The organism is Corallococcus sp. CA047B, from assembly GCF_003612065.1.
In the GTDB taxonomy this organism is placed as follows: Bacteria; Myxococcota; Myxococcia; order Myxococcales; family Myxococcaceae; genus Corallococcus; species Corallococcus praedator.
In genome coordinates this window covers 1-19,886 of the sequence record NZ_RAWD01000002.1, presented here as the reverse complement: position 1 = coordinate 19,886, position 19,886 = coordinate 1, and the positions used below count along the sequence as shown (strand labels likewise).

The window sequence follows — 19,886 nt, the reverse complement described above, 5'->3', positions numbered from 1 at the left end:
CAGCCGCGTGCGCGTGCGACGTCTGGGGTTGGGCGTCTATGTAAGCAATCGGATCAGCCGCTCCGCCAGCGTTTGCACGTTCGGTGCGCGCAGCGCGCTGTAGTGGTTGCCGGGCACTTCCAGGAGCAGGAGCCCGTCGGGGGCGAGCGCGCTCCAGCCCCGGTCGTTCTGCTCCTCCGCCAAGCGCTCACTGGCGCGCAGCACGACGATGCGGCCCGGAAGGGGCTGGGGCCGGTAGTGCTTCATGGCGCGCAGGTTGTTGGCGAAGACCTCGAAGAGGGTTCGCAGCTGCGGCAGCTGCACCTCGGGGACGAGCAGGCCCGACTCACGTCCCTTGACCATCAGGTCCTCGAGCGCCGCGTCCAGGCCTCGTTCGAGCAACGCAGGGTCGGGAATCCACGCGCCCTGGTCGGCGAGCTGGCCCTGGTCGCTGGCGAACTGGGCCAACACCTGACTGGCATCGTCGACGTCGATGCTGACGCGCGCTTCGGTGGCGCTGCTCGGATCGATGAGGGTCAGCACCTCCACGGTGTCGCCGTGGGCCTGGAACTGGCGGGCCATCTCGAAGGCCACCAGCGCGCCCATGGACCAGCCTCCCAGGCGGTAGGGGCCCTGGGGTTGGACGGTGCGGATGAGTTCGACGTAGGTCGCCGCCATCTCCTCGACGGTGCTCGGTGAGAGCGGCTTCCCATCCAGCCCCGGCGACTGGAGTGCGTAGAAGGGCTGATCCGGTCCCAGGCCCCGCGCCAGCTCCGCGTAGCTCAGCACGTTGCCGCCGACGGGGTGGACGCAGAAGAACGGGCGACGCGCGCCCTCGCGCCGGATGGGCACGAGTGGCGAGAAGGGCTCGGGCAGCTTGCGCAGGAGTCCGGCCAGTTGCTCCACCGTGGGCGCCTGGAACAGGGAGGCCAGCGGCAACTCCCGCTTCATGCGCTCACGGATGCGGGCCATGAGCCTCACGGCGAGGAGCGAGTGGCCTCCCAGTTCGAAGAAGTGGCTCGTGACCCCGATGGGCTTGATGCCGATCACCTCTTCCCAGATCGCCACCAGCTCCTGCTCCAGATGATCTCTCGGGGCTTCGTAGGACCCCGGGGGGCCGAAGAGGCCCGCCGAGGGCGTGGGAAGCGCCGCGCGGTCGATCTTGCCGTTGGGCGTGAGCGGGAAGGCCGCGAGGGGGACGTAGAAGAACGGCACCATGTACTCGGGCAGCTTCTGCTGGAGGAAGGTGCGCAGTGCGGTGGTGTCGGGGCTGGAGGTGACGACGTAGGCGACGAGGAACGGATCCGCGGTGGGTGAGTCGCGGCGAGTCAGGACGAGTGCCTGCTGGACGGAAGGGTGCTGGCGCAGGGTGGCTTCGATTTCGCCCAACTCGATGCGGAAGCCGCGCAGCTTCACCTGGAAGTCGGTGCGGCCCAGGTACTCCAGCTGCGCATCGGCGCGACGGCGCACGAGGTCTCCGGTGCGGTACATGCGAGCGCCGGGCGTGGAGCTGAAGGGGTCGGGGACGAAGCGCTCGGCGGTGAGGTCCGCGCGTCCGAGGTATCCGCGCGCGAGGCCGGCGCCCGCCAGGTACAGCTCTCCGGGCACGCCGATGGGCTGCGGGAAGAGGTGGGGGCTGAGGACGTAGGCGCTCGTCTCGGGAAGGGGCAGGCCGATGGTGGGCTCGGCGGGGCCTTCAGGGACGCGGGTGAAGGTGGAGTAGGTGGTGTCCTCGGTGGGGCCGTAGAGGTTGAGGACATGCTCGACGGAGCCGGGGGCGTAGAGGGCGCGAGCGAGGGTGCCCGGGAGGGGCTCACCGGCGAGGTTGATGGTGCGCGCGGCGGGAGGAATGGCGCCGAGGCGCAGCAGCTCCGCGATGGCGGAGGGGACGGTGTTGATGAGCGTCACCTGGGAGGCGGCAGGGAGGCCGGCCAGCGCGAGGGCGTTGTCAGCGAGCAGGACGGCGCCACCGCAGGAGAGGGGCGCGAAGAGCTCGAAGACGGAGAGGTCGAAGCAGACGGAGGTGGCGGCGAGGGTGCCCTTGAGTTGGGCCGGGGAGAAGGTGCGCAGGGCCCAGTCGAGAAAGGCGGAGGCACTGGCGTGGGAGATGGAGACGCCCTTGGGCCTGCCGGTGGAGCCGGAGGTGTAGATGACGTAGGCGAGGTTGGCCTCGGAGACGTCGGAGCGCGGGGCGGAGGTGGGCCGCGCGGCGACGGCTTCAGGAAGCGCGTCGAGGCAGAGGGTGTCGAGCCCCTGGGTGTCGAGCTTGAGGGAGTCGAGCAGCGACTGGTGGGAGAGCAGGAGCCGTGCGCCGGAGTCCGCGAGGGTGAAGTCGAGGCGCTGACGGGGGTAGGCGGGGTCGAGGGGCACGTAGGTGCCGCCGGCCTTGAGGATGGCGAGGATGGCGAGGAGGAGGTCCTCGGAGCGCTCCAGGCAGAGTGCGACGCGGACCTCGGGCCCGACGCCGAGGGAGCGCAGGTGGTGGGCGAGCTGGTTGGCGCGTGCATCCAGTTGGGCGTAGGAGAGGCGCCGGGTGCCGACGACGAGGGCGGTGGCGTCGGGAGTGAGAGCCGCCTGCTGGGCGACGAGGTCGTGGAGGAGGCCGCGACGCAGTTGGGTGCGCGTGTCGTTCCACTCCACGAGCAGCGTGTGCCGCTCGTCCGGCGTCAGCATCGGAAGCTCGACGATCCGGGTGTCCGGGCTGGCGACCGCGGACTCGATCAACACCTGGAGGTGCTTCACGAGCCGCTGGATCGTCTCTTCGCGGAAGAGGTCGGCGCTGTAGGTGATGGTGCCTTGCAGCCCCTGCTGTGACGGCGTGAAGGCGAACGTGAGGTCGAACTTCGCCGCGTGGTCCTCCACCTCCACGGGGTGGATGGACAGCGCTCCCTGGGGCGCGACGGGGCTCGACGTGGGCGTGTTCTGCACGAGGAGCATGGCCTGGAAGAGCGGCGTGCGGCTCAGGTCACGTCGAGGATGCAGCTCCTCGACGAGCTTCTCGAACGGCACGTCCTGGTGGGCCTGGGCTCCCAGGGTCGTCTCCCGCGCTCGGGCGAGCAACTGGCGGAAGGTAGGCGCGTCGTCCAGACGGGCTCGCAGCGCCAGCGTGTTCACGAAGAAGCCGATGAGGCCTTCCAGTTCGGCGAAGCGACGACCGGCGATGGGCGTCCCGACGACGACGTCATCCTGACCGGAGTAGCGCCCGAGCAGTGCCTGCGTGGAGGCCAGCAGGGCCATGAAGAGGGTGGCTCCCTCCTCCTGCCCCAGGGTCTCCAGTGCCTGGCTCACCGACACGGGAAGGCGGAAGTGGACGGCCCCTCCTCGTGCGGACTGCACGGGCGGACGCGGGAAGTCGGTGGGCAGCTCCAGTGCGTGAGGCGCACCCGTGAGCTGCTGCTTCCACCAGGCCACCTGCCGCTCCAACACTTCGCCCTGCAACCACGAACGCTGCCAGACCGTGTAGTCGGCGTACTGCACCGGCAGCTCGGGCAACGGCGAGGGCCGGCCCTGGCGGAAGGCCTCGTAGAGCGCGGACACCTCGCGCACCAACACGCCTCCGGACCAGCCGTCGGAGACCACATGGTGGAGGTTGAGCAGCAGCACGTGCTGGTGCGCGGAGAGGCGCAGCAGGCGGGCTCGCATGAGCGGGCCCTGGGCAAGATCGAACGGCGTCCCGGCTTCTTCCTGGGCCAGACGACGGGCCTCGGTCTCCGCGGCTTCGTGCGTGCTGAGATCGAGCACGGGAAGGGCGAAGGGCGCGGGCGCATGGATGCGCTGCACGGGCGCGCCGTTCTCTTCATGCAGGGTGGTGCGCAGGGATTCGTGACGGCGCACCAGCTCCGTGAAGGCCTGCTCCAACGCGGCTGCGTCCAGCGCACCCTCGAGTCGGAGCGCCGCCGGGATGTTGTAGGCCGATCCCCCGGGCTGGAGCTGATCGAGCAACCACAGCCGCTGCTGGGCGAAGGACAGCGGCAGGGAGGCGTTCGTCCTCGGCGTGGCGACCAGGGCGGGCAGGGCCGTGGCGCTATGGGCCTGCTCCACTCGCAGGGCGAGCTGCTCCAGGACCGGCGCTTCGAAGAGGGCGCGGAGCGGCAGCTCCACGCCGAAGGTGGTGCGGATGCGGGACACCAACTGCGTGGCCAGGAGCGAGTGGCCTCCCAGCTCGAAGAAGTGATCCTGACGGCCGACGCGATCGACTCGCAGCACCTGGGCCCACAGGACCGCGAGCCGCTGCTCCGTGGACGTTCTGGGGGTGGCGTGGTTCGCACGCCGCGAGGTGCCGGCTTCCGGCTTGGGAAGGGCCTTGCGGTCCACCTTGCCGTTGGGCGTGAGGGGGAAGGTGGCCAGCGTCACGAAGGTCGCGGGCACCATGTACTCGGGCAGCCGCTGCTTGAGGAACGCGCGCAGGTCGTTGGGCGCCAACGCGGAGGTCGGCACCACGTAGGCGACGAGGCGCTGATCTCCCGGCACATCCTCGCGGACCAGGACCGTGGCGCCCTGGATGGCGGGATGGCTCTGGAGCGCGACTTCGATTTCGCCCAGCTCGATGCGGAAGCCGCGCAACTTCACCTGGAAGTCGATGCGACCCAGGTACTCCAGCGTGCCGTCTTCCCTCCAGCGGGCCTTGTCGCCGGTGCGGTACATGCGCTCGCCGGAGTCGGTGCCGAAGGGATTCGGGACGAAGCGCTCGGCGGTGAGGTCCGCGCGGCCGAGGTAGCCGCGTGCGAGGCCCTCACCCGCGATGAACAGCTCTCCAGCCACGCCCACCGGAACCGGTTGCTGGCTTGAGTCCAGCACGTAGGTCCGTGCGTTGAGCAGCGGGCCGCCCAGCGTGGGCTTCGTGCCCTGACGGACCGCGAAGGTGGTGGCATCGACGGTGCACTCGGTGGGCCCGTAGACGTTGAAGGTGCGCGTGCGCTCGGAGGCGGCCAGCACGTTCCAGGTGGCCTCATCGAGGGCTTCGCCACCGGGCACCAGCAGGGTGGGCGCGGCTTCGCCTTCGAGCAGTCCGGCCTGGAGCAGCAGTCGCAGCAGGGACGGGGTGCAGTCCAGCGCGGCAACCTGGTGCTGGCGCTGCCACGCCACCATTGCTTCGGCGTCCTGTCGCGTGGCTTCGGGGACGATGCACAGGCAGTGGCCGTCCAGCAGTTGGACGAGCTGCTGCACGGAGGCGTCGAAGGCCAGCGGTGCATTGAGGCTGACACGCGTGCCGGTGGGCAGGCCCCAGTAGACGGTCCGCTTCAGCGCAGCGTGCAGGTTGAGCACGGAGTCATGCCGCACCATCACGCCCTTGGGCGTTCCGGTGGAGCCGGACGTGTAGATGACGTACGCGAGGTGCTCAGGGGCGGTGGTGGACTCCAAGTTGTGCTCAGGCAGTGAGGCCCAAGGCGTCTCCTGCGCATCGACGGTCAGCACCGTCAGGCCATCCGGGAGCCCGGAGGTGGAGAGGTGCCGCTGGGTGAGGAGTACCGGGGCCGCGCAATCGCGGAGGGCGAAGGCGCGGCGCTGCTCGGGCCAGGAGGGCTCCAGCGGGGCGTAGGCGCCGCCCGCCTTCAGGACTCCGAGGAGTGCGACGAGCATGTCCACGGAACGCTCGAAGCAGAGCGCGACGCGGACTTCGGGCCCGACGCCCAGGGAGCGCAGGTGACGTGCAAGCTGGTTGGCGCGGGCGTTGAGCTGCGCGAACGAGAGCACCATGTCGTTGAAGCGCACGGCGGGCGCTTCCGGCGTGCGAGAGGCTTGCTGCTCGAAGGCGGCTGCGAACGTGGAGGGAGGCAGCTCCTCGTTCGTTTCATTCCAGGCGTGGAGCAACTGCTGACGCTCGTCGGGCGTCAGCAGGGGCAGCTCGGAGAGACGCACGTCCGGGCGGGTGGTGAGGGTCTCCAGCAGCACCTGGAAGTGCCGGGCCATGCGGCCGGCAGTGGCCGGATCGAGCAGGTCGGTGCTGTACTGGAGTGAACCGAGGATGCCTTCCGGCGTCTCACTCAGGTCGAGGGAGAGCTCGAACTTGGCGAGGCTCTCCGCGTCATCACCGAGCGGATGCAGGGACAGTGAGGGCAGGGCGAAGGCCTGCACGGGCACGTTCTGCAGCGAGAAGAACGCCTGGAAGAGCGCGGAACGGCTCAGGTCGCGCTGGGGCTGAAGCTCTTCGACCAGCTTCTCGAACGGGACGTCCTGGTGCTCGAAGGCTCCGAGGGTGGACTCGCGCACCTGGGTCAGGAGCTGGCGGAAGGTGCTGGCCGCATCCACGCGGGCGCGCAGCACCAGCGTGTTGACGAAGAAGCCGATGAGGCCCTCCGTCTCCGAGTGACGGCGGCCCGCGATGGGCGTGCCGACGAGGAGGTCATCCTGTCCGCTGTAGCGCGAGAGCAGGAGCTGCCACGCGGACAGCAACAGCATGAACGGGGTGGCACCTTCACGCTTCGCCAACGCTTCGACGGACCGGCTCAGCTCACGGGACAAGCGCACCGGGATCCGGGCGCCCCGGCTGGAGATCGCCGGAGGACGCGGGAAGTCCGTGGGCAGTTCCAACTGAGTAGGGGCACCCGAGAGCTGCTGCTTCCACCACGCCACCTGCCGCGCGAGCACGTCGCCGGCCAGCCACTGGCGTTGCCAGACGGCGTAGTCGGCGTACTGCACTGGCAGCTCGGGCAGGGGAGAAGGACGGCCCTGACGGAAGGCCTCGTAGAGGGCGGCCACTTCACGCACCAGCACCCCGCTGGACCAGCCGTCGGAGATGACGTGGTGCAGGTTGAGGAGCAGCACGTGCTGCTGCGCGGAGAGGCGCAGCAGTTGAGCGCGCACGAGCGGACCGTGCGCGAGGTCGAACGGACGCCGTGCATCGGCCTGGGCCAGTCGGCGGGCTTCTGCCTCCGCGGCTTCGTGCGTGCTCAGGTCGAGCACGGGAAGGGCGAAGGGGGCGGGCACGTGGATGCGCTGCACGGGTGTGCCGCCCTCGTCATGCAGGGTGGTGCGCAGGGATTCGTGACGGTGCACCAGCTCCGTGAAGGCCTGCTCCAGCGCGGCGGTGTCCAGGGCCCCGTCCAGCCGGAGGGCGAACGGGATGTTGTAGGACGCATCCCCGGGCTGGAGCTGATCCAGGAACCACAAGCGCTGCTGTGCGAAGGACAGGGGCAGGCTTGCATCCGTCCTCGGCGTGGGCCGTAGGAAGGGCAGTGCGGTGGTGGGGTCCGCGTGGTCGATGCGCAGTGCGAGCTGATCGAGGGTCGGCGCCTCGAAGAGGGCTCGGAGGGGCAGCTCGACTCCGAAGGCGGTGCGGATGCGGGACACCAGCTGCGTGGCCAGGAGCGAGTGGCCACCCGACTCGAAGAAGTGATCCTGACGGCCGACGCGATCGACTCGCAGCACTTGGGCCCACAGGATGGCGAGCCGCTGCTCCGTGGCCGTGCTTGGGGCGACGTAGTGATCGCGCCTCGTGGCGGAGGCTTCCGGTTTGGGGAGGGCCTTGCGGTCCACCTTGCCGTTGGGCGTGAGGGGGAAGGTGGCCAGCGCGACGAAGGTCGCGGGCACCATGTACTCGGGCAGCTTCTGCTTGAGGAACGCGCGCAGGTCGCTGGGGTCGGGGTTGGAAGCGACGACGTAGGCGACGAGGCGCTGATCTCCCGGGACGTCCTCGCGGACCAGGACCGTGGCGCCCTGGATGGCGGGATGGCTCTGGAGGGCGACTTCGATTTCACCCAGTTCGATGCGGAAGCCGCGCAGCTTCACCTGGAAGTCGATGCGGCCCAGGTACTCCAGCGTGCCGTCCTCCCTCCAGCGGGCCTTGTCTCCGGTGCGGTACATGCGCTCGCCGGAGTCGGTGCCGAAGGGATTCGGGACGAAGCGCTCGGCGGTGAGGTCGGCGCGGCCGAGGTAGCCGCGTGCGAGGCCTTCACCCGCGATGAACAGCTCTCCAGCCACGCCCACCGGAACCGGTTGCTGGCGTGAGTCCAGCACGTAGGTCCGCGTGTTGAGCAGCGGGCCGCCCAACGTGGGCTTCGTGCCCTGACGGACGGCGAAGGTGGTGGCGTCGACGGTGCACTCGGTGGGCCCGTAGACGTTGAAGGAGCGGGTGTGCTCGGAGGCGACCAGCATGTTCCAGGTGGCCTCGTCGAGGGCTTCGCCACCGGGCACCAGCAGGGTGGGCGCGGCTTCACCTTCGAGCAGTCCGGCCTGGAGCAGCAGTCGCAGCAGGGACGGGGTGCAGTCCAGCGCGGCAACCTGGTGCTGGCGCTGCCACGCCACCATTGCTTCGGCGTCCTGTCGTGTGGCTTCGGGGACGATGCACAGGCAGTGGCCGTCGAGCAGTTGGACGAGCTGCTGCACGGAGGCGTCGAAGGCCAGCGGTGCATTGAGGCTGACACGCGTGCCGGTGGGCAGGCCCTGGTAGACGGTCCGCTTCAGCGCGGCGCGCAGGTTGAGCACGGAGTCATGCCGCACCATCACGCCCTTGGGCGTGCCCGTGGAGCCGGAGGTGTAGATGACGTACGCGAGGTGCTCAGGAGCAGCGATGGGCTCCAGGTCGTGCTCGGCCAGTGAGGCCCAAGGCGTCTCCTGCGCATCGACGGTGAGCACCGTCAGGCCGTCCGGAAGCCCGGAGGCGGAGAGGCGCCACTGGGTGAGGAGTACCGGTGCCGCGCAGTCGCGGAGGGCGAAAGCGCGGCGCTGCTCGGGCCAGGAGGGCTCCAGCGGGACGTAGGCGCCGCCGGCCTTCAGGACGCCGAGGAGGGCGACGAACATGTCCGCGGAACGCTCGAAGCAGAGCGCGACGCGGACTTCGGGCCCGACGCCCAGGGAGCGCAGGTGACGGGCGAGCTGGTTGGCGCGGGCGTTGAGCTGTGCGAACGAGAGCACCGTGTCGTTGAAGCGCACGGCGGGCGCTTGCGGCGTGCGCGCGGCCTGCTGCTCAAAGGCGACGGCGAACGTGGAGGGAGGCAACTCCTCGTTCGTTTCATTCCAGGTGTGGAGCAGTTGCTGACGCTCATCGGGCATCAGCAGGGGCAGCTCGGAGAGACGCACGTCCGGGCTAGCGGTGAGGGCTTCCAGCAGCACCTGGAAGTGCCTGGCCATGCGGCCGGCGGTGGTCGGCGTGAGCAGGTCGGCGCTGTACTGAAGCGCGCCGATGAGCCCTTCCGGCGTCTCACTCAGGTCGAGGGACAGTTCGAACTTGGCGAGGCCTTCCGCTTCGTCCCCGAGCGGATGCAGGGACAGCGAGGGCAGGGTCAGGGCCTGCACCGGTACGTTCTGCATCGAGAAGAACGCCTGGAAGAGCGCCGAGCGGCTCAGGTCGCGCTGGGGCTGGAGCTCCTCGACCAGTTTCTCGAAGGGGACGTCCTGGTGCTCGAAGGCACCGAGGGTGGATTCGCGCACCTGGGCCAGGAATCGGCGGAAGGTGCTGGCCGCGTCCACGCGGGCGCGCAGCACCAGCGTGTTGACGAAGAAGCCGATGAGGCCCTCGGTCTCTGATTGACGGCGCCCAGCGATGGGTGTGCCGACGAGGAGGTCATCCTGTCCGCTGTAGCGCGAGAGCAGGAGCTGCCACGCGGACAGCAACAGCATGAACGGGGTAGCGCCTTCACGCTTCGCCAACGCCTCGACAGCCTGGCTCAGCTCGCGGGACAGGCGCACTGGCACCTTTGCGCCACGGTTGGACGGGACCGAGGGACGAGGGAAGTCCGTGGCCAGTTCCAACTGGGTGGGAGCACCCGAGAGCTGCTGCTTCCACCACGCCACCTGCCGCGCGAGCACGTCGCCGGCCAGCCACTGGCGCTGCCAGACGGCGAAGTCGGCGTACTGCATGGGCAGTTCGGGCAGCGGTGAGGGACGGCCCTGGCGGAAGGCCTCGTAGAGGGCGGCCACTTCGCGCACCAGCACCCCGCTGGACCAGCCATCAGAGATGACGTGGTGCAGGTTGAGCAGCAGCACGTGCTGCTGTGCGGACAAGCGCAGCAGTTGGGCGCGCACGAGCGGACCGCGCGCGAGGTTGAACGGACGCCGTGCATCGGCCTGGGCCAGTTCGCGGGCCTCGGCCTCTGGAGCCTCGTGGCTGCTCAGGTCGCGCACGGGGAGGGCGAAGGGCGCGCGCGCGTGGATGCGCTGCACGGGCGTGCCGCCCTCGTCATGCAGGGTGGTGCGCAGGGACTCGTGACGGCGCACGAGTTCTGTGAAGGCCTGCTCCAGCGCGGCGGTGTCCAGGGCCCCGTCCAGCCGGAGGGCGAACGGGATGTTGTAGGACGAGCTTCCAGGCTGGAGCTGATCCAGGAACCACAAGCGCTGCTGCGCGAAGGACACGGGCAGGGCCGCGCTTGTCCTCGGCGCGGCGACCAGGGCGGGCAGGACCGTGGTGCTGTGGGCCTGCTCCACTCGCAGGGCGAGCTGCTCCAGGACCGGCGCTTCGAAGAGGGCTCGGAGCGGCAGCTCGACTCCGAAGGCGGTGCGAATGCGGGACACCAACTGCGTGGCCAGGAGCGAGTGGCCACCCGACTCGAAGAAGTGGTCCTGACGGCCGACGCGATCGACTCGCAGCACCTGGGCCCATAGGACCGCGAGCCGCTGCTCCGTGGCCGTGCTCGGGGCGACGTAGTGATCGCGCCTCGTGGCGGAGGCTTCCGGCTTGGGCAGGGCCTTGCGGTCCACCTTGCCGTTGGACGTGAGGGGGAAGGCGTCCAGCGTCACGAAGGTCGCGGGCACCATGTACTCGGGCAGCTTCTGCTTGAGGACGGCGCGCAGATCGTTCGCGTCGAAGCCGGGCGCCGGCACGACGTAGGCGACGAGGCGCTGATCCCCGGGCACGTCTTCCCGGGCCAGGACGGCGGCGTCCTGGACGGTGGCGTGGCTCCGGAGCGCGGCTTCGATTTCGCCCAGCTCCAGACGGTAGCCACGCAGCTTCACCTGGAAGTCGATGCGGCCCAGGGACTCCAGCGTGCCGTCTTCCCGCCAACGGGTCTTGTCGCCGGTGCGGTACATGCGCGCGCCAGGGCCTGCTCCGAACGGGTTCGGGACGAAGCGCTCGGCGGTGAGGTGCGGGCGGTCCAGGTAGCCCCGCGCGAGCCCTTCGCCCGCGATGAACAGCTCTCCGGCCACGCCCACCGGCACTGGCTGCAGGTGCGTGTCCAGCACGTAGGTCCGCACGTTGAGCAGCGGGCCGCCCAGCGTGGGCTTCGTGCCCTGGCGGACCGCGAAGGCGGTGGCGTCGACGGTGCACTCGGTGGGCCCGTAGACGTTGAAGGTGCGCGTGCGCTCGGAGGCGGCCAGCGTGTCCCACGTGGCCTCGTCGAGGGCTTCACCGCCGGGGACCAGCAGGGTCGGGGCGTTCTCTCCCTCCAACAGGCCGGCCTGGAGCAGCAGCCGCAGCAGGGACGGGGTGCAGTCCAGTGCGGCGACCTGGTGCTGGCGCTGCCACGCCACCATCGCCTCCGCATCCACTCGCGTGGCTTCGGGGACGATGCACAGGCAGTGACCGTCCAGCAACTGGACGAGCTGTTTGACGGAGCCGTCGAACGCGAGCGGCGCGTTGACGCTGACGCGCGAGCCGGTGGGCAGGCCCTGGTAGACGGTCCGCTTCAGCGCGGCGCGCAGGTTGAGCACGGAGCCGTGCCGCACCATCACGCCCTTGGGCGTGCCGGTGGAGCCGGACGTGTAGATGACGTACGCGAGCGTCTCCGCCGTGGCGAGCGGCGCCAGGTCCTCCGCGGACAGCGTGGACCCGGGCTGCTCGCTCGCATCCAGGCTCACCACCGTGACGCCCTCGGGCTTCCAGGACGTGACGAGGCCGCGCTGCGTGAGGAGCACCGGGGCCTGGCTGTCCCGGAGCGCGAAGTCCAGGCGCTGCGTGGGCCAGGAGGGATCCAGCGGGACGTAGGCTCCGCCCGCCTTCATCACGCCGAGCGCGGCGACCACCATGTCCACCGACCGCTCGATGCGCAGCGCGACCCGGACCTCGGGCCCCACGCCCAGCGTGCGCAGGTGACGGGCGAGCTGATTGGCCCGAGCGTTGAGCTGGGCGAACGAGAGCACCGTGTCCTCGTAGCGCACGGCGGGGGCGCTCGGCGTGAGCGCGGCCTGGTGCTCGAAGGCGGCGGGGAACGTGGTCGTCGGGACCGGCTCGGCCGCGGTGTCGTTCCAGGTGTGGAGCAGTTGCTGGCGCTCATCGGGCGTCAGCAGGGACAGCTCGGAGAGGCGCACGTCCGGGCGGGTGGTGAGGGCTTCCAGCAGGGCCTGGAAGTGTCGGGCCATGCGGCTCACGGTCGCCGGTGCGAACAGCTCCGCGCTGTACTTGAGCGCGCCCATGAAGCCTTCCGGCGTCTCGCTCAGGTCCAGGGAGAGTTCGAACTTGGTGACGGGCTCGCCTTCGTCCTCGAACGCGTGCAGGGACAGCTCGGGCAGGGACAGGGGCTGGATGGGCGCGTTCTGCAGCGCGAAGAACGCCTGGAAGAGCGCGGAGCGGCCCAGGTCCCTTCGGGGCTGGAGTTCCTCGACCAGCTTCTCGAAGGGGACGTCCTGGTGCTCAAAGGCGCCGAGGGTGGACTCGCGCACCTGGGCCAGGAGCTGGCGGAAGGTGCTGGCCGCATCCACGCGAGCGCGAAGCACCAGCGTGTTGACGAAGAAGCCGATGAGGCCCTCCGTCTCCGCGTGACGGCGGCCCGCGATGGGCGTGCCCACGAGGAGGTCGTCCTGGCCGCTGTAGCGCGACAGGAGGAGCTGGAAGGCGGACAGCAACAGCATGAAGGGGGTGGAGCCTTCGCGCTGCGCCAGCGCTTCGACGGCCCGGCTCAGTTCGCGCGACAGGCGCACCGGGAACCGGGCGCCTCGACCGGAGAGCTCCGGCGGACGGGGGAAGTCGGTGGGCAGCTCCAACTGCGTGGGCGCTCCTTCCAACTGCTGCTTCCACCATGAGACCTGCCGTGCGAGCACGTCGCCCGCCAGCCACCGGCGCTGCCACGTGGCATAGCCGGCGTACTGCACGGGCAGCTCCGGCAGGGGCGAGGGCTGGCCCTGGCGGAAGGACTCGTAGAGGGCGGCCACTTCACGCACCAGCACTCCGGTGGACCAGCCGTCGGAGATGACGTGGTGCAGGTTGAGCAACAACACGTGCCGGCGTTCGGCGAGGCGCAACAAGGTTGCTCGCAGCAGCGGGCCCCGGGCGAGATCGAATGGACGGCTGGCATCTTCGCGGGCCAGTCGGCGCGCTTCACCCTCGGGGGCTTCGTGCGTGCGCAGATCCCTCATCGTGAGGGGGAACGGCGCGGGCGCGTGGATGCGCTGCACGGGCGTGCCGGCCTCATCACCCAGGGTGGTGCGCAGGGCTTCGTGGCGCCGCACCAGCTCCGTGAACGCTTGCTCCAGCACGGCTGCGTCAAGGGATCCGTCCAGCCGGAGGGCGAACGGCATGTTGTAGGCCGCGGACCCGGGGTGGAGCTGATCCAGGAACCAGAGGCGCTGCTGCGCGAAGGACAGGGGCAGGGCCTCGTCCGTCCTCGGCGTGGACGTCAGGGCGGGCAGCGCGGTGGTGGTCCCGGCCTGATCGATTCGCTGCGCGAGCTGTTCGAGGACCGGGGCTTCGAAGAGGGCGCGCAGGGGCAGCTCCACGCCGAAGGTGGAGCGGACGCGCGCCACCACCTGGGTGGCGAGGAGCGAGTGGCCTCCCAGTTCGAAGAAATGATCTTCCCGACCCACGCGCTCGACGCGGAGCACTTCGGCCCAGAGCGCGGCCAGATGCTGCTCCGTCGGCGTGCGCGGCGCGACGTAGCGCTCGCGCTGCGCGGCGCCAGCTTCCGGTGCGGGAAGGGCGTTGCGGTCCACCTTGCCGTTGGGCGTGAGCGGGAAGGCCGCGAGGGGGATGAAGACGGAAGGCACCATGTACTCCGGCAACTTCTGCTGGAGGTGGGTGCGCAGTTCGTTGGGGTTGGCGTTGGACGCGACGACGTACGCGACGAGACGCGGGTCCCCGGTGGATGAATCTCGGCGAGCGAGGACGAGTGCCTGCTGGACGGAAGGGTGCTGGCGCAGGGTGGCTTCGATTTCGCCCAGCTCGATGCGGAAGCCGCGCAGCTTCACCTGGAAGTCGGTGCGGCCCAGGTACTCCAGCTGCGCATCGGCGCGACGGCGCACGAGGTCTCCGGTGCGGTACATGCGAGCGCCGGGCGTGGAGCTGAAGGGGTCCGGGACGAAGCGCTCGGCGGTGAGGTCCGCTCGTCCAAGGTATCCGCGCGCGAGGCCGGCGCCCGCCAGGTACAGCTCCCCGGGCACGCCGATGGGCTGCGGGAAGAAATGGGGACTGAGGACGTAGGCGCTCGTCTCGGGAAGGGGCAGGCCGATGGTGGGCTCGGCGGGGCCTTCAGGGACGCGGGTGAAGGTGGAGTAGGTGGTGTCCTCGGTGGGGCCGTAGAGGTTGAGGACATGCTCGACGGAGCCGGTGGAGTAGAGGGCGCGAGCGAGGGTGCCCGGGAGGGGCTCGCCGGCGAGGTTGATGGTGCGCGCGGCGGGAGGAATGGCGCCGAGGCGCAGCAGCTCCGCGATGGCGGAGGGGACGGTGTTGATGAGCGTCACCTCGGAGGCGGCGGGCAGGCCGGCCAGCGCGAGGGCGTTGTCAGCGAGCAGGACGGCGCCACCGCAGGAGAGGGGCGCGAAGAGCTCGAAGACGGAGAGGTCGAAGCAGACGGAGGTGGCGGCGAGGGTGCCCTTGAGTTGGGCCGGGGAGAAGGTGCGCAGGGCCCAGTCGAGAAAGGCGGAGGCACTGGCGTGGGAGATGGAGACGCCCTTGGGCCTGCCGGTGGAGCCGGAGGTGTAGATGACGTAGGCGAGGTTGGCCTCGGAGACGTCGGAGCGCGGGGCGGAGGTGGGCCGCGCGGCGACGGCTTCAGGAAGCGCGTCGAGGCAGAGGGTGTCGAGCCCCTGGGTGTCGAGCTTGAGGGAGTCGAGCAGCGACTGGTGGGAGAGCAGGAGCCGTGCGCCGGAGTCCGCGAGGGTGAAGTCGAGGCGCTGACGGGGGTAGGCGGGGTCGAGGGGCACGTAGGTGCCGCCGGCCTTGAGGATGGCGAGGAGTGAGAGGAGGAGGTCCTCGGAGCGCTCGAGGCAGAGGGCGACGCGGACCTCGGGCCCGACGCCGAGGGAGCGCAGGTGGTGGGCGAGCTGGTTGGCGCGTGCGTCCAGTTGGGCGTAGGAGAGGCGCCGGGTGCCGACGACGAGGGCGGTGGCGTCGGGAGTGAGAGCCGCCTGCTGGGCGACGAGGTCGTGGAGGAGGCCGCGACGCAGTTGGGTGCGCGTGTCGTTCCACTCGACGAGCAGCGTGTGCCGCTCCTCCGGCGTCAGCATCGGAAGCTGGGACAGCGGCAGCTCCGGCGCGGCGATGGCTGCATCCAGCAGCACTTGCAGGTGCGTGACCATGCGGGCCGCGGTGTCCGGTTGGAACAGGGCGGTGGCGTAGGTGAGGCTGCCCGTGAAGCCCTGCTCCTCTCGCTGGAGCGTGAGGTCCAGATCGAACTTCGCCATCCCGCTGTTGACGTCCACGGCCCGCAGGGTGAGCCCGGGCAGGGACAGCTCGGAGACCGGCGCGTTCTGCAGGACGAAGAGCACCTGGAAGAGCGGGCTGCGGCTCAGATCTCTCGCCGGATGCAGCACCTCCACCAGCTTCTCGAACGGCAGGTCCTGGTGCTCGTACGCGCCCAGCGTGGTGTCGCGCACCTGCGCCAGGAGCTGGCGGAAGCTGGCGTCGCCCTTCACGTGCGCGCGCAGCACCAGCGTGTTGACGAAGAAGCCGATCAACGCTTCGGACTCCACGTGCCGGCGACCCGCGATGGGCGAACCCACCGAGATGTCCTCCTGCCCGGAGTAGCGCTGCAACACGAGCTGCCAGGCCGCCAGCAGCACCATGAAGGGCGTGGCCCCCTCTCGCTTCGCCAGGGCCTCCACCGCGTCACTCAGCGCTCGCGGCAGGCGCACCGGCACCACCGCGCCCTGGAAGGACTGCCGCGCCGGACGCTGCTTGTCCGTGGGCAGCTCCAGGTGCGGAGAGGCTCCCGTGAGCTGTCCGCGCCAGTAGTCGAGCTGCGCGTCCAGCACCGGGCCCCGCAGCCAGTTCCGCTGCCACGCCGAGTAGTCCGCGTACTGCACCGGCAGCTCCGGCAGCGGTGAGGAACGGCCCTGGAGGAAGGCCGCGTACAGCGCCGCGATCTCCCGAACCAGCACGCCCACGGACCAGCCATCGGAGACGATGTGGTGGATGTTCAGCACCAGCACGTGCTCGGTGTCGCCCAGCTTCAGGAGCAGGGCGCGCAGGAGCGGTCCCTGCTCCAGGTTGAACGGACCGCGGGCCTCCGCGGTGGCGAGGCGCATGGCCTCCGCCTGACGCGAGGGCGCATCGGGCAGGTGCGTCAGGTCCGTCACCGGGAGCGACAGCGGCGCAGGCGAGTGGATGTCCTGGAAGGGTTCTCCCGCCTCGGTGCGGAAGGTGGTCCGCAGGGATTCGTGGCGACGCACCAGCTCCTCGAAGCTGCGCTGGAGCGCGCCCACGTCCAGCGTGCCCTCCAGCTTCAGGGCGGCGGGGATGTTGTACGTCGTGTCCGTCGGGTCGAGCTGGTGGATGAACCACAGGCGCTGCTGCGCGAAGGACAGGGGAAGCACCGCGCTCCGGTCCGCGACCGCCAGCGGAGGGGCCACGAACGCCGGACGGCTGGGATCCTGGAGCGCCTGGAGACGCTGCGCTAGCGCGGCCACGGTGGGCGCCTCGAAGAGGACGCGCAGGCCCAGCTCGACGCCGAAGGCCGTGCGCACGCGCGCGACGACCTGGGTCGCGCGCAGCGAGTGTCCGCCCAGCTCGAAGAAGCTGTCGTTCACGCCCACGCGCTCGACGCCCAACACCTCGGTGAAGATTCCGGCGAGCGTCTGCTCGGCGGCGCCGCGCGGGGCCACGTACCGGCCTCGCTGGGTCACCTGAACCTCCGGTGCGGGCAGGGCCTTGCGGTCCGCCTTGCCGCTCTGAGTGAGCGGCAGCACGCCCAGGTGCATGAAGACCGACGGCACCATGTATTCGGGCAGGCGCTCCAGCAGGAAGGCTCGCAGCGTCGCCGCTTCCAGCGGGCCCGCGTCCCCCGTGACGTACGCCACCAGTCGCGCGTCGCCAGAGGCATCCGGGCGCACCACGGCCACGGCTTCGCGCACGCCGGGGTGCGCCTGGAGCGCGGCTTCGATTTCGCCCAGCTCGATGCGGAAGCCGCGCAGCTTCACCTGGAAGTCGGCGCGGCCCAGGTACTCCACCGTGCCGTCGGACAGCCAGCGCGCCAGGTCGCCCGTGCGGTACATGCGCGCGCCGGGCGTGGGGCTGAACGGATCCGGAATGAAGCGCTCGGCGGTCAGGTTCGGGCGGCGCCAGTAGCCCCGGCCCACCTGCACGCCCGCGAGGAACAGCTCACCGGGCACACCCACTGGCACGGGCTGGCCATGGCGGTCGAGCACGTGGAGTCGCGTGTTCGCCACGGGACGACCGATGGGCACGCGGCGCAGGTCCTCCGTGCGCGGGCAGTGCCAGTACGTGACGTCCACCGCGGCCTCGGTGGGGCCGTAGAGGTTGTGCACCTCCGCGACGGGCAGCCGCGCGTGGGCCCGGCGCACGAGGTCCGCGGGCAGGGCTTCGCCGCTGCACACCACGCGGCGCAGGTGCGTCAGGCCCTCCAGGCCCGGCTCCTCCACGAAGGCGCGCAGCATGGACGGCACGAAGTGCGCGGTGGTGATGCGCTGCTCGGCCATGAGCCGCACCAGATACGCCGGCTCCTGGTGGCCACCGGGACGCGCCACCACCAGCCGCGCTCCCGTCATCAGCGGCCAGAAGAACTCCCAGACGGACACGTCGAAGCTGAACGGCGTCTTCTGCAGCACCGTGTCTTCCGACGTGAGGCCGTACTCCTGCTGCATCCAGCGCAGGCGGTTGACGACGCCCGCGTGCGCGTTCATCGCGCCCTTCGGACGGCCCGTGCTACCCGAGGTGAAGATGACGTAGGCCAGTGAATCGGCGGTGGCGCGCGGCGCCGGAGGCGTCGTGGGGTGACGTGCGATCCGCTCCCAGCCGGTGTCCAGGCACACGACCTGGGTCCCCGAACCCTTCAGGGGCAGGTTGGAGACGAGGTGCTCCTGCACCAGCAGCACGGGGGCCGCGGTGTCCTCCAACATCCACTGGAGGCGATCGCGCGGGTAGGCCGGATCCAACGGCACGTAGGCCGCGCCCGCCTTGAGCACGCCCAGCAACGCCACGACCATCTCCAGCGAGCGTTCCAGGCACACGCCCACCAGGGACTCGGGGCCCGCTCCGAGCGAGCCCAGGTGGTGCGCGAGCTGGTTGGCCTTCGCGTCGAGCTGCGCGTAGGTGAGCTGCTGTCCCTCGAACACGACGGCGACGGCGTCCGGAGTCTTCGCGACCTGCTGCGCGAAGAGGTCGTGGATGCGCTCGCCCTGCGGATACTCCACGCGCGTGTCGTTCCAGCGCACCAGGACCTGCTGCCGCTCGTCCTCCGTGAGCAGGGGCACGCGGGAGAGGGGCAGGTCCGGCGATGCGACGACGGCCTGGGCCAGCAGGGTCAGGTGTCCGGCGAGGCGTGCGACGGTGGCCTCGTCGAAGAGGTGGGTGGCGTATTCGAGCCGGCAGTACAGGCCCGCGCGCTGTTCGTACACGTCCAGGCCCAGGTCGAACTTCGACGTGCCCGTGGGCACCTCCACCTGGCTCAACTGGAGCGACTGGGGCGCGGCGGCGTCCGAGTCGGGCGTGTTGAGGACGTTGAGCAGCACCTGCACGACCGGGGTACGGCTCTGGTCGCGCGGCACCTGGAGCACGTCCACCAGTCGCTCGAAGGGGGCCTCCTGGCGCGCGTACGCGCCCAGGGCCTGCTGCCTCACGCGGCCCACCAGCTCACGGAAGGTGGGTGCGCCCTCCAGCTTCGCGCGGAAGGCCAGCGTGTTGACGAAGCAGCCGATGAGGCCTTCCACCTCCGGCCTCGTGCGCGCGGCGATGGGCGTGCCCACCGCGAAGTCGTCCTGGTTCGCGTAGCGCCCCAGCACGGTCTGGTAGAGCGCCATCAACACCATGAACGACGTGGCGCCTTCCTTGCGCCCCAGGGCGAGCAGGGGCTCCGACACCTCCCGGGGGATGTGGAAGCGGTGCACGTCGCCCGCGTAGGACTGCACGGCGGGACGCGGCCGGTCCGTCGGCAGCTCCAGCGCGGGCACCCCGGTGAGCTGCGCCTTCCACCAGCGCAGCTGCTCATCCAACATCGCGCCTTCCAGCCACTTGCGCTGCCAGACCGCGAAGTCCGCGTACTGCACCGGCAGAGCCGGGAGCGGCGAAGGCAGGCCCGCGCCGAAGCACGCGTAGAGGACGGTCAGCTCCTGCGCGAGCACCAGCGTGCACCACGCATCGGAGACGACGTGGTGGAGCACCAGTCCCAGCACGTGCTCCTCCGCGCCCAGCCGCATCAGGCGCGCACGGACCACCGGCCCCCGCGCCAGGTCGAAGGGGATGTCCGCGAGCTGCCGGCAGCGGCGCAGCAGCTCCGCTTCGCGCTCCTCGCGCGTGTCACCCGGGATCTCCTCCAACGGCATGGGCAGCCCGCCCGTCGGCTGGACCACCTGCACCGGGCCGCCTTCCGACAGCGCGTACGTGGTGCGCAGCACTTCGTGCCGCTTCACCAGCTCGTCCAGCGCCGCCTGGAGGGCCTTCGTGTCCAGCGCGCCCGTGAGGCGGAAGTTGACGGCGTTGTTGTAGGCGACGTTCGCCGGATCCAACTGCTGGAGGTACCAGAGCCGCTCCTGCGGGAAGGAGAGCGGCAGCGGCTGCGCCCTCGACGCGCGGGGGATGGGCGGAGGGGCTCCAGGCACCGACGCGGTCCGGGGCGCGGGCGGAGGTGCCTTGGCGGGAGCCTGGG

1 protein-coding gene is annotated in these 19,886 nt (G+C 70.4%); it reads right to left on the bottom strand.

The features are described from left to right. Positions 1–36: 36 nt before the first annotated feature. Positions 37–19,839 (bottom strand): non-ribosomal peptide synthetase, encoded by a 19,803-nt coding sequence (locus D7X74_RS00700; protein ID WP_233601911.1) that lies wholly within the window; start codon positions 19,837–19,839, stop codon positions 37–39. Between the last annotated feature and the right edge of the window lie 47 nt (positions 19,840–19,886).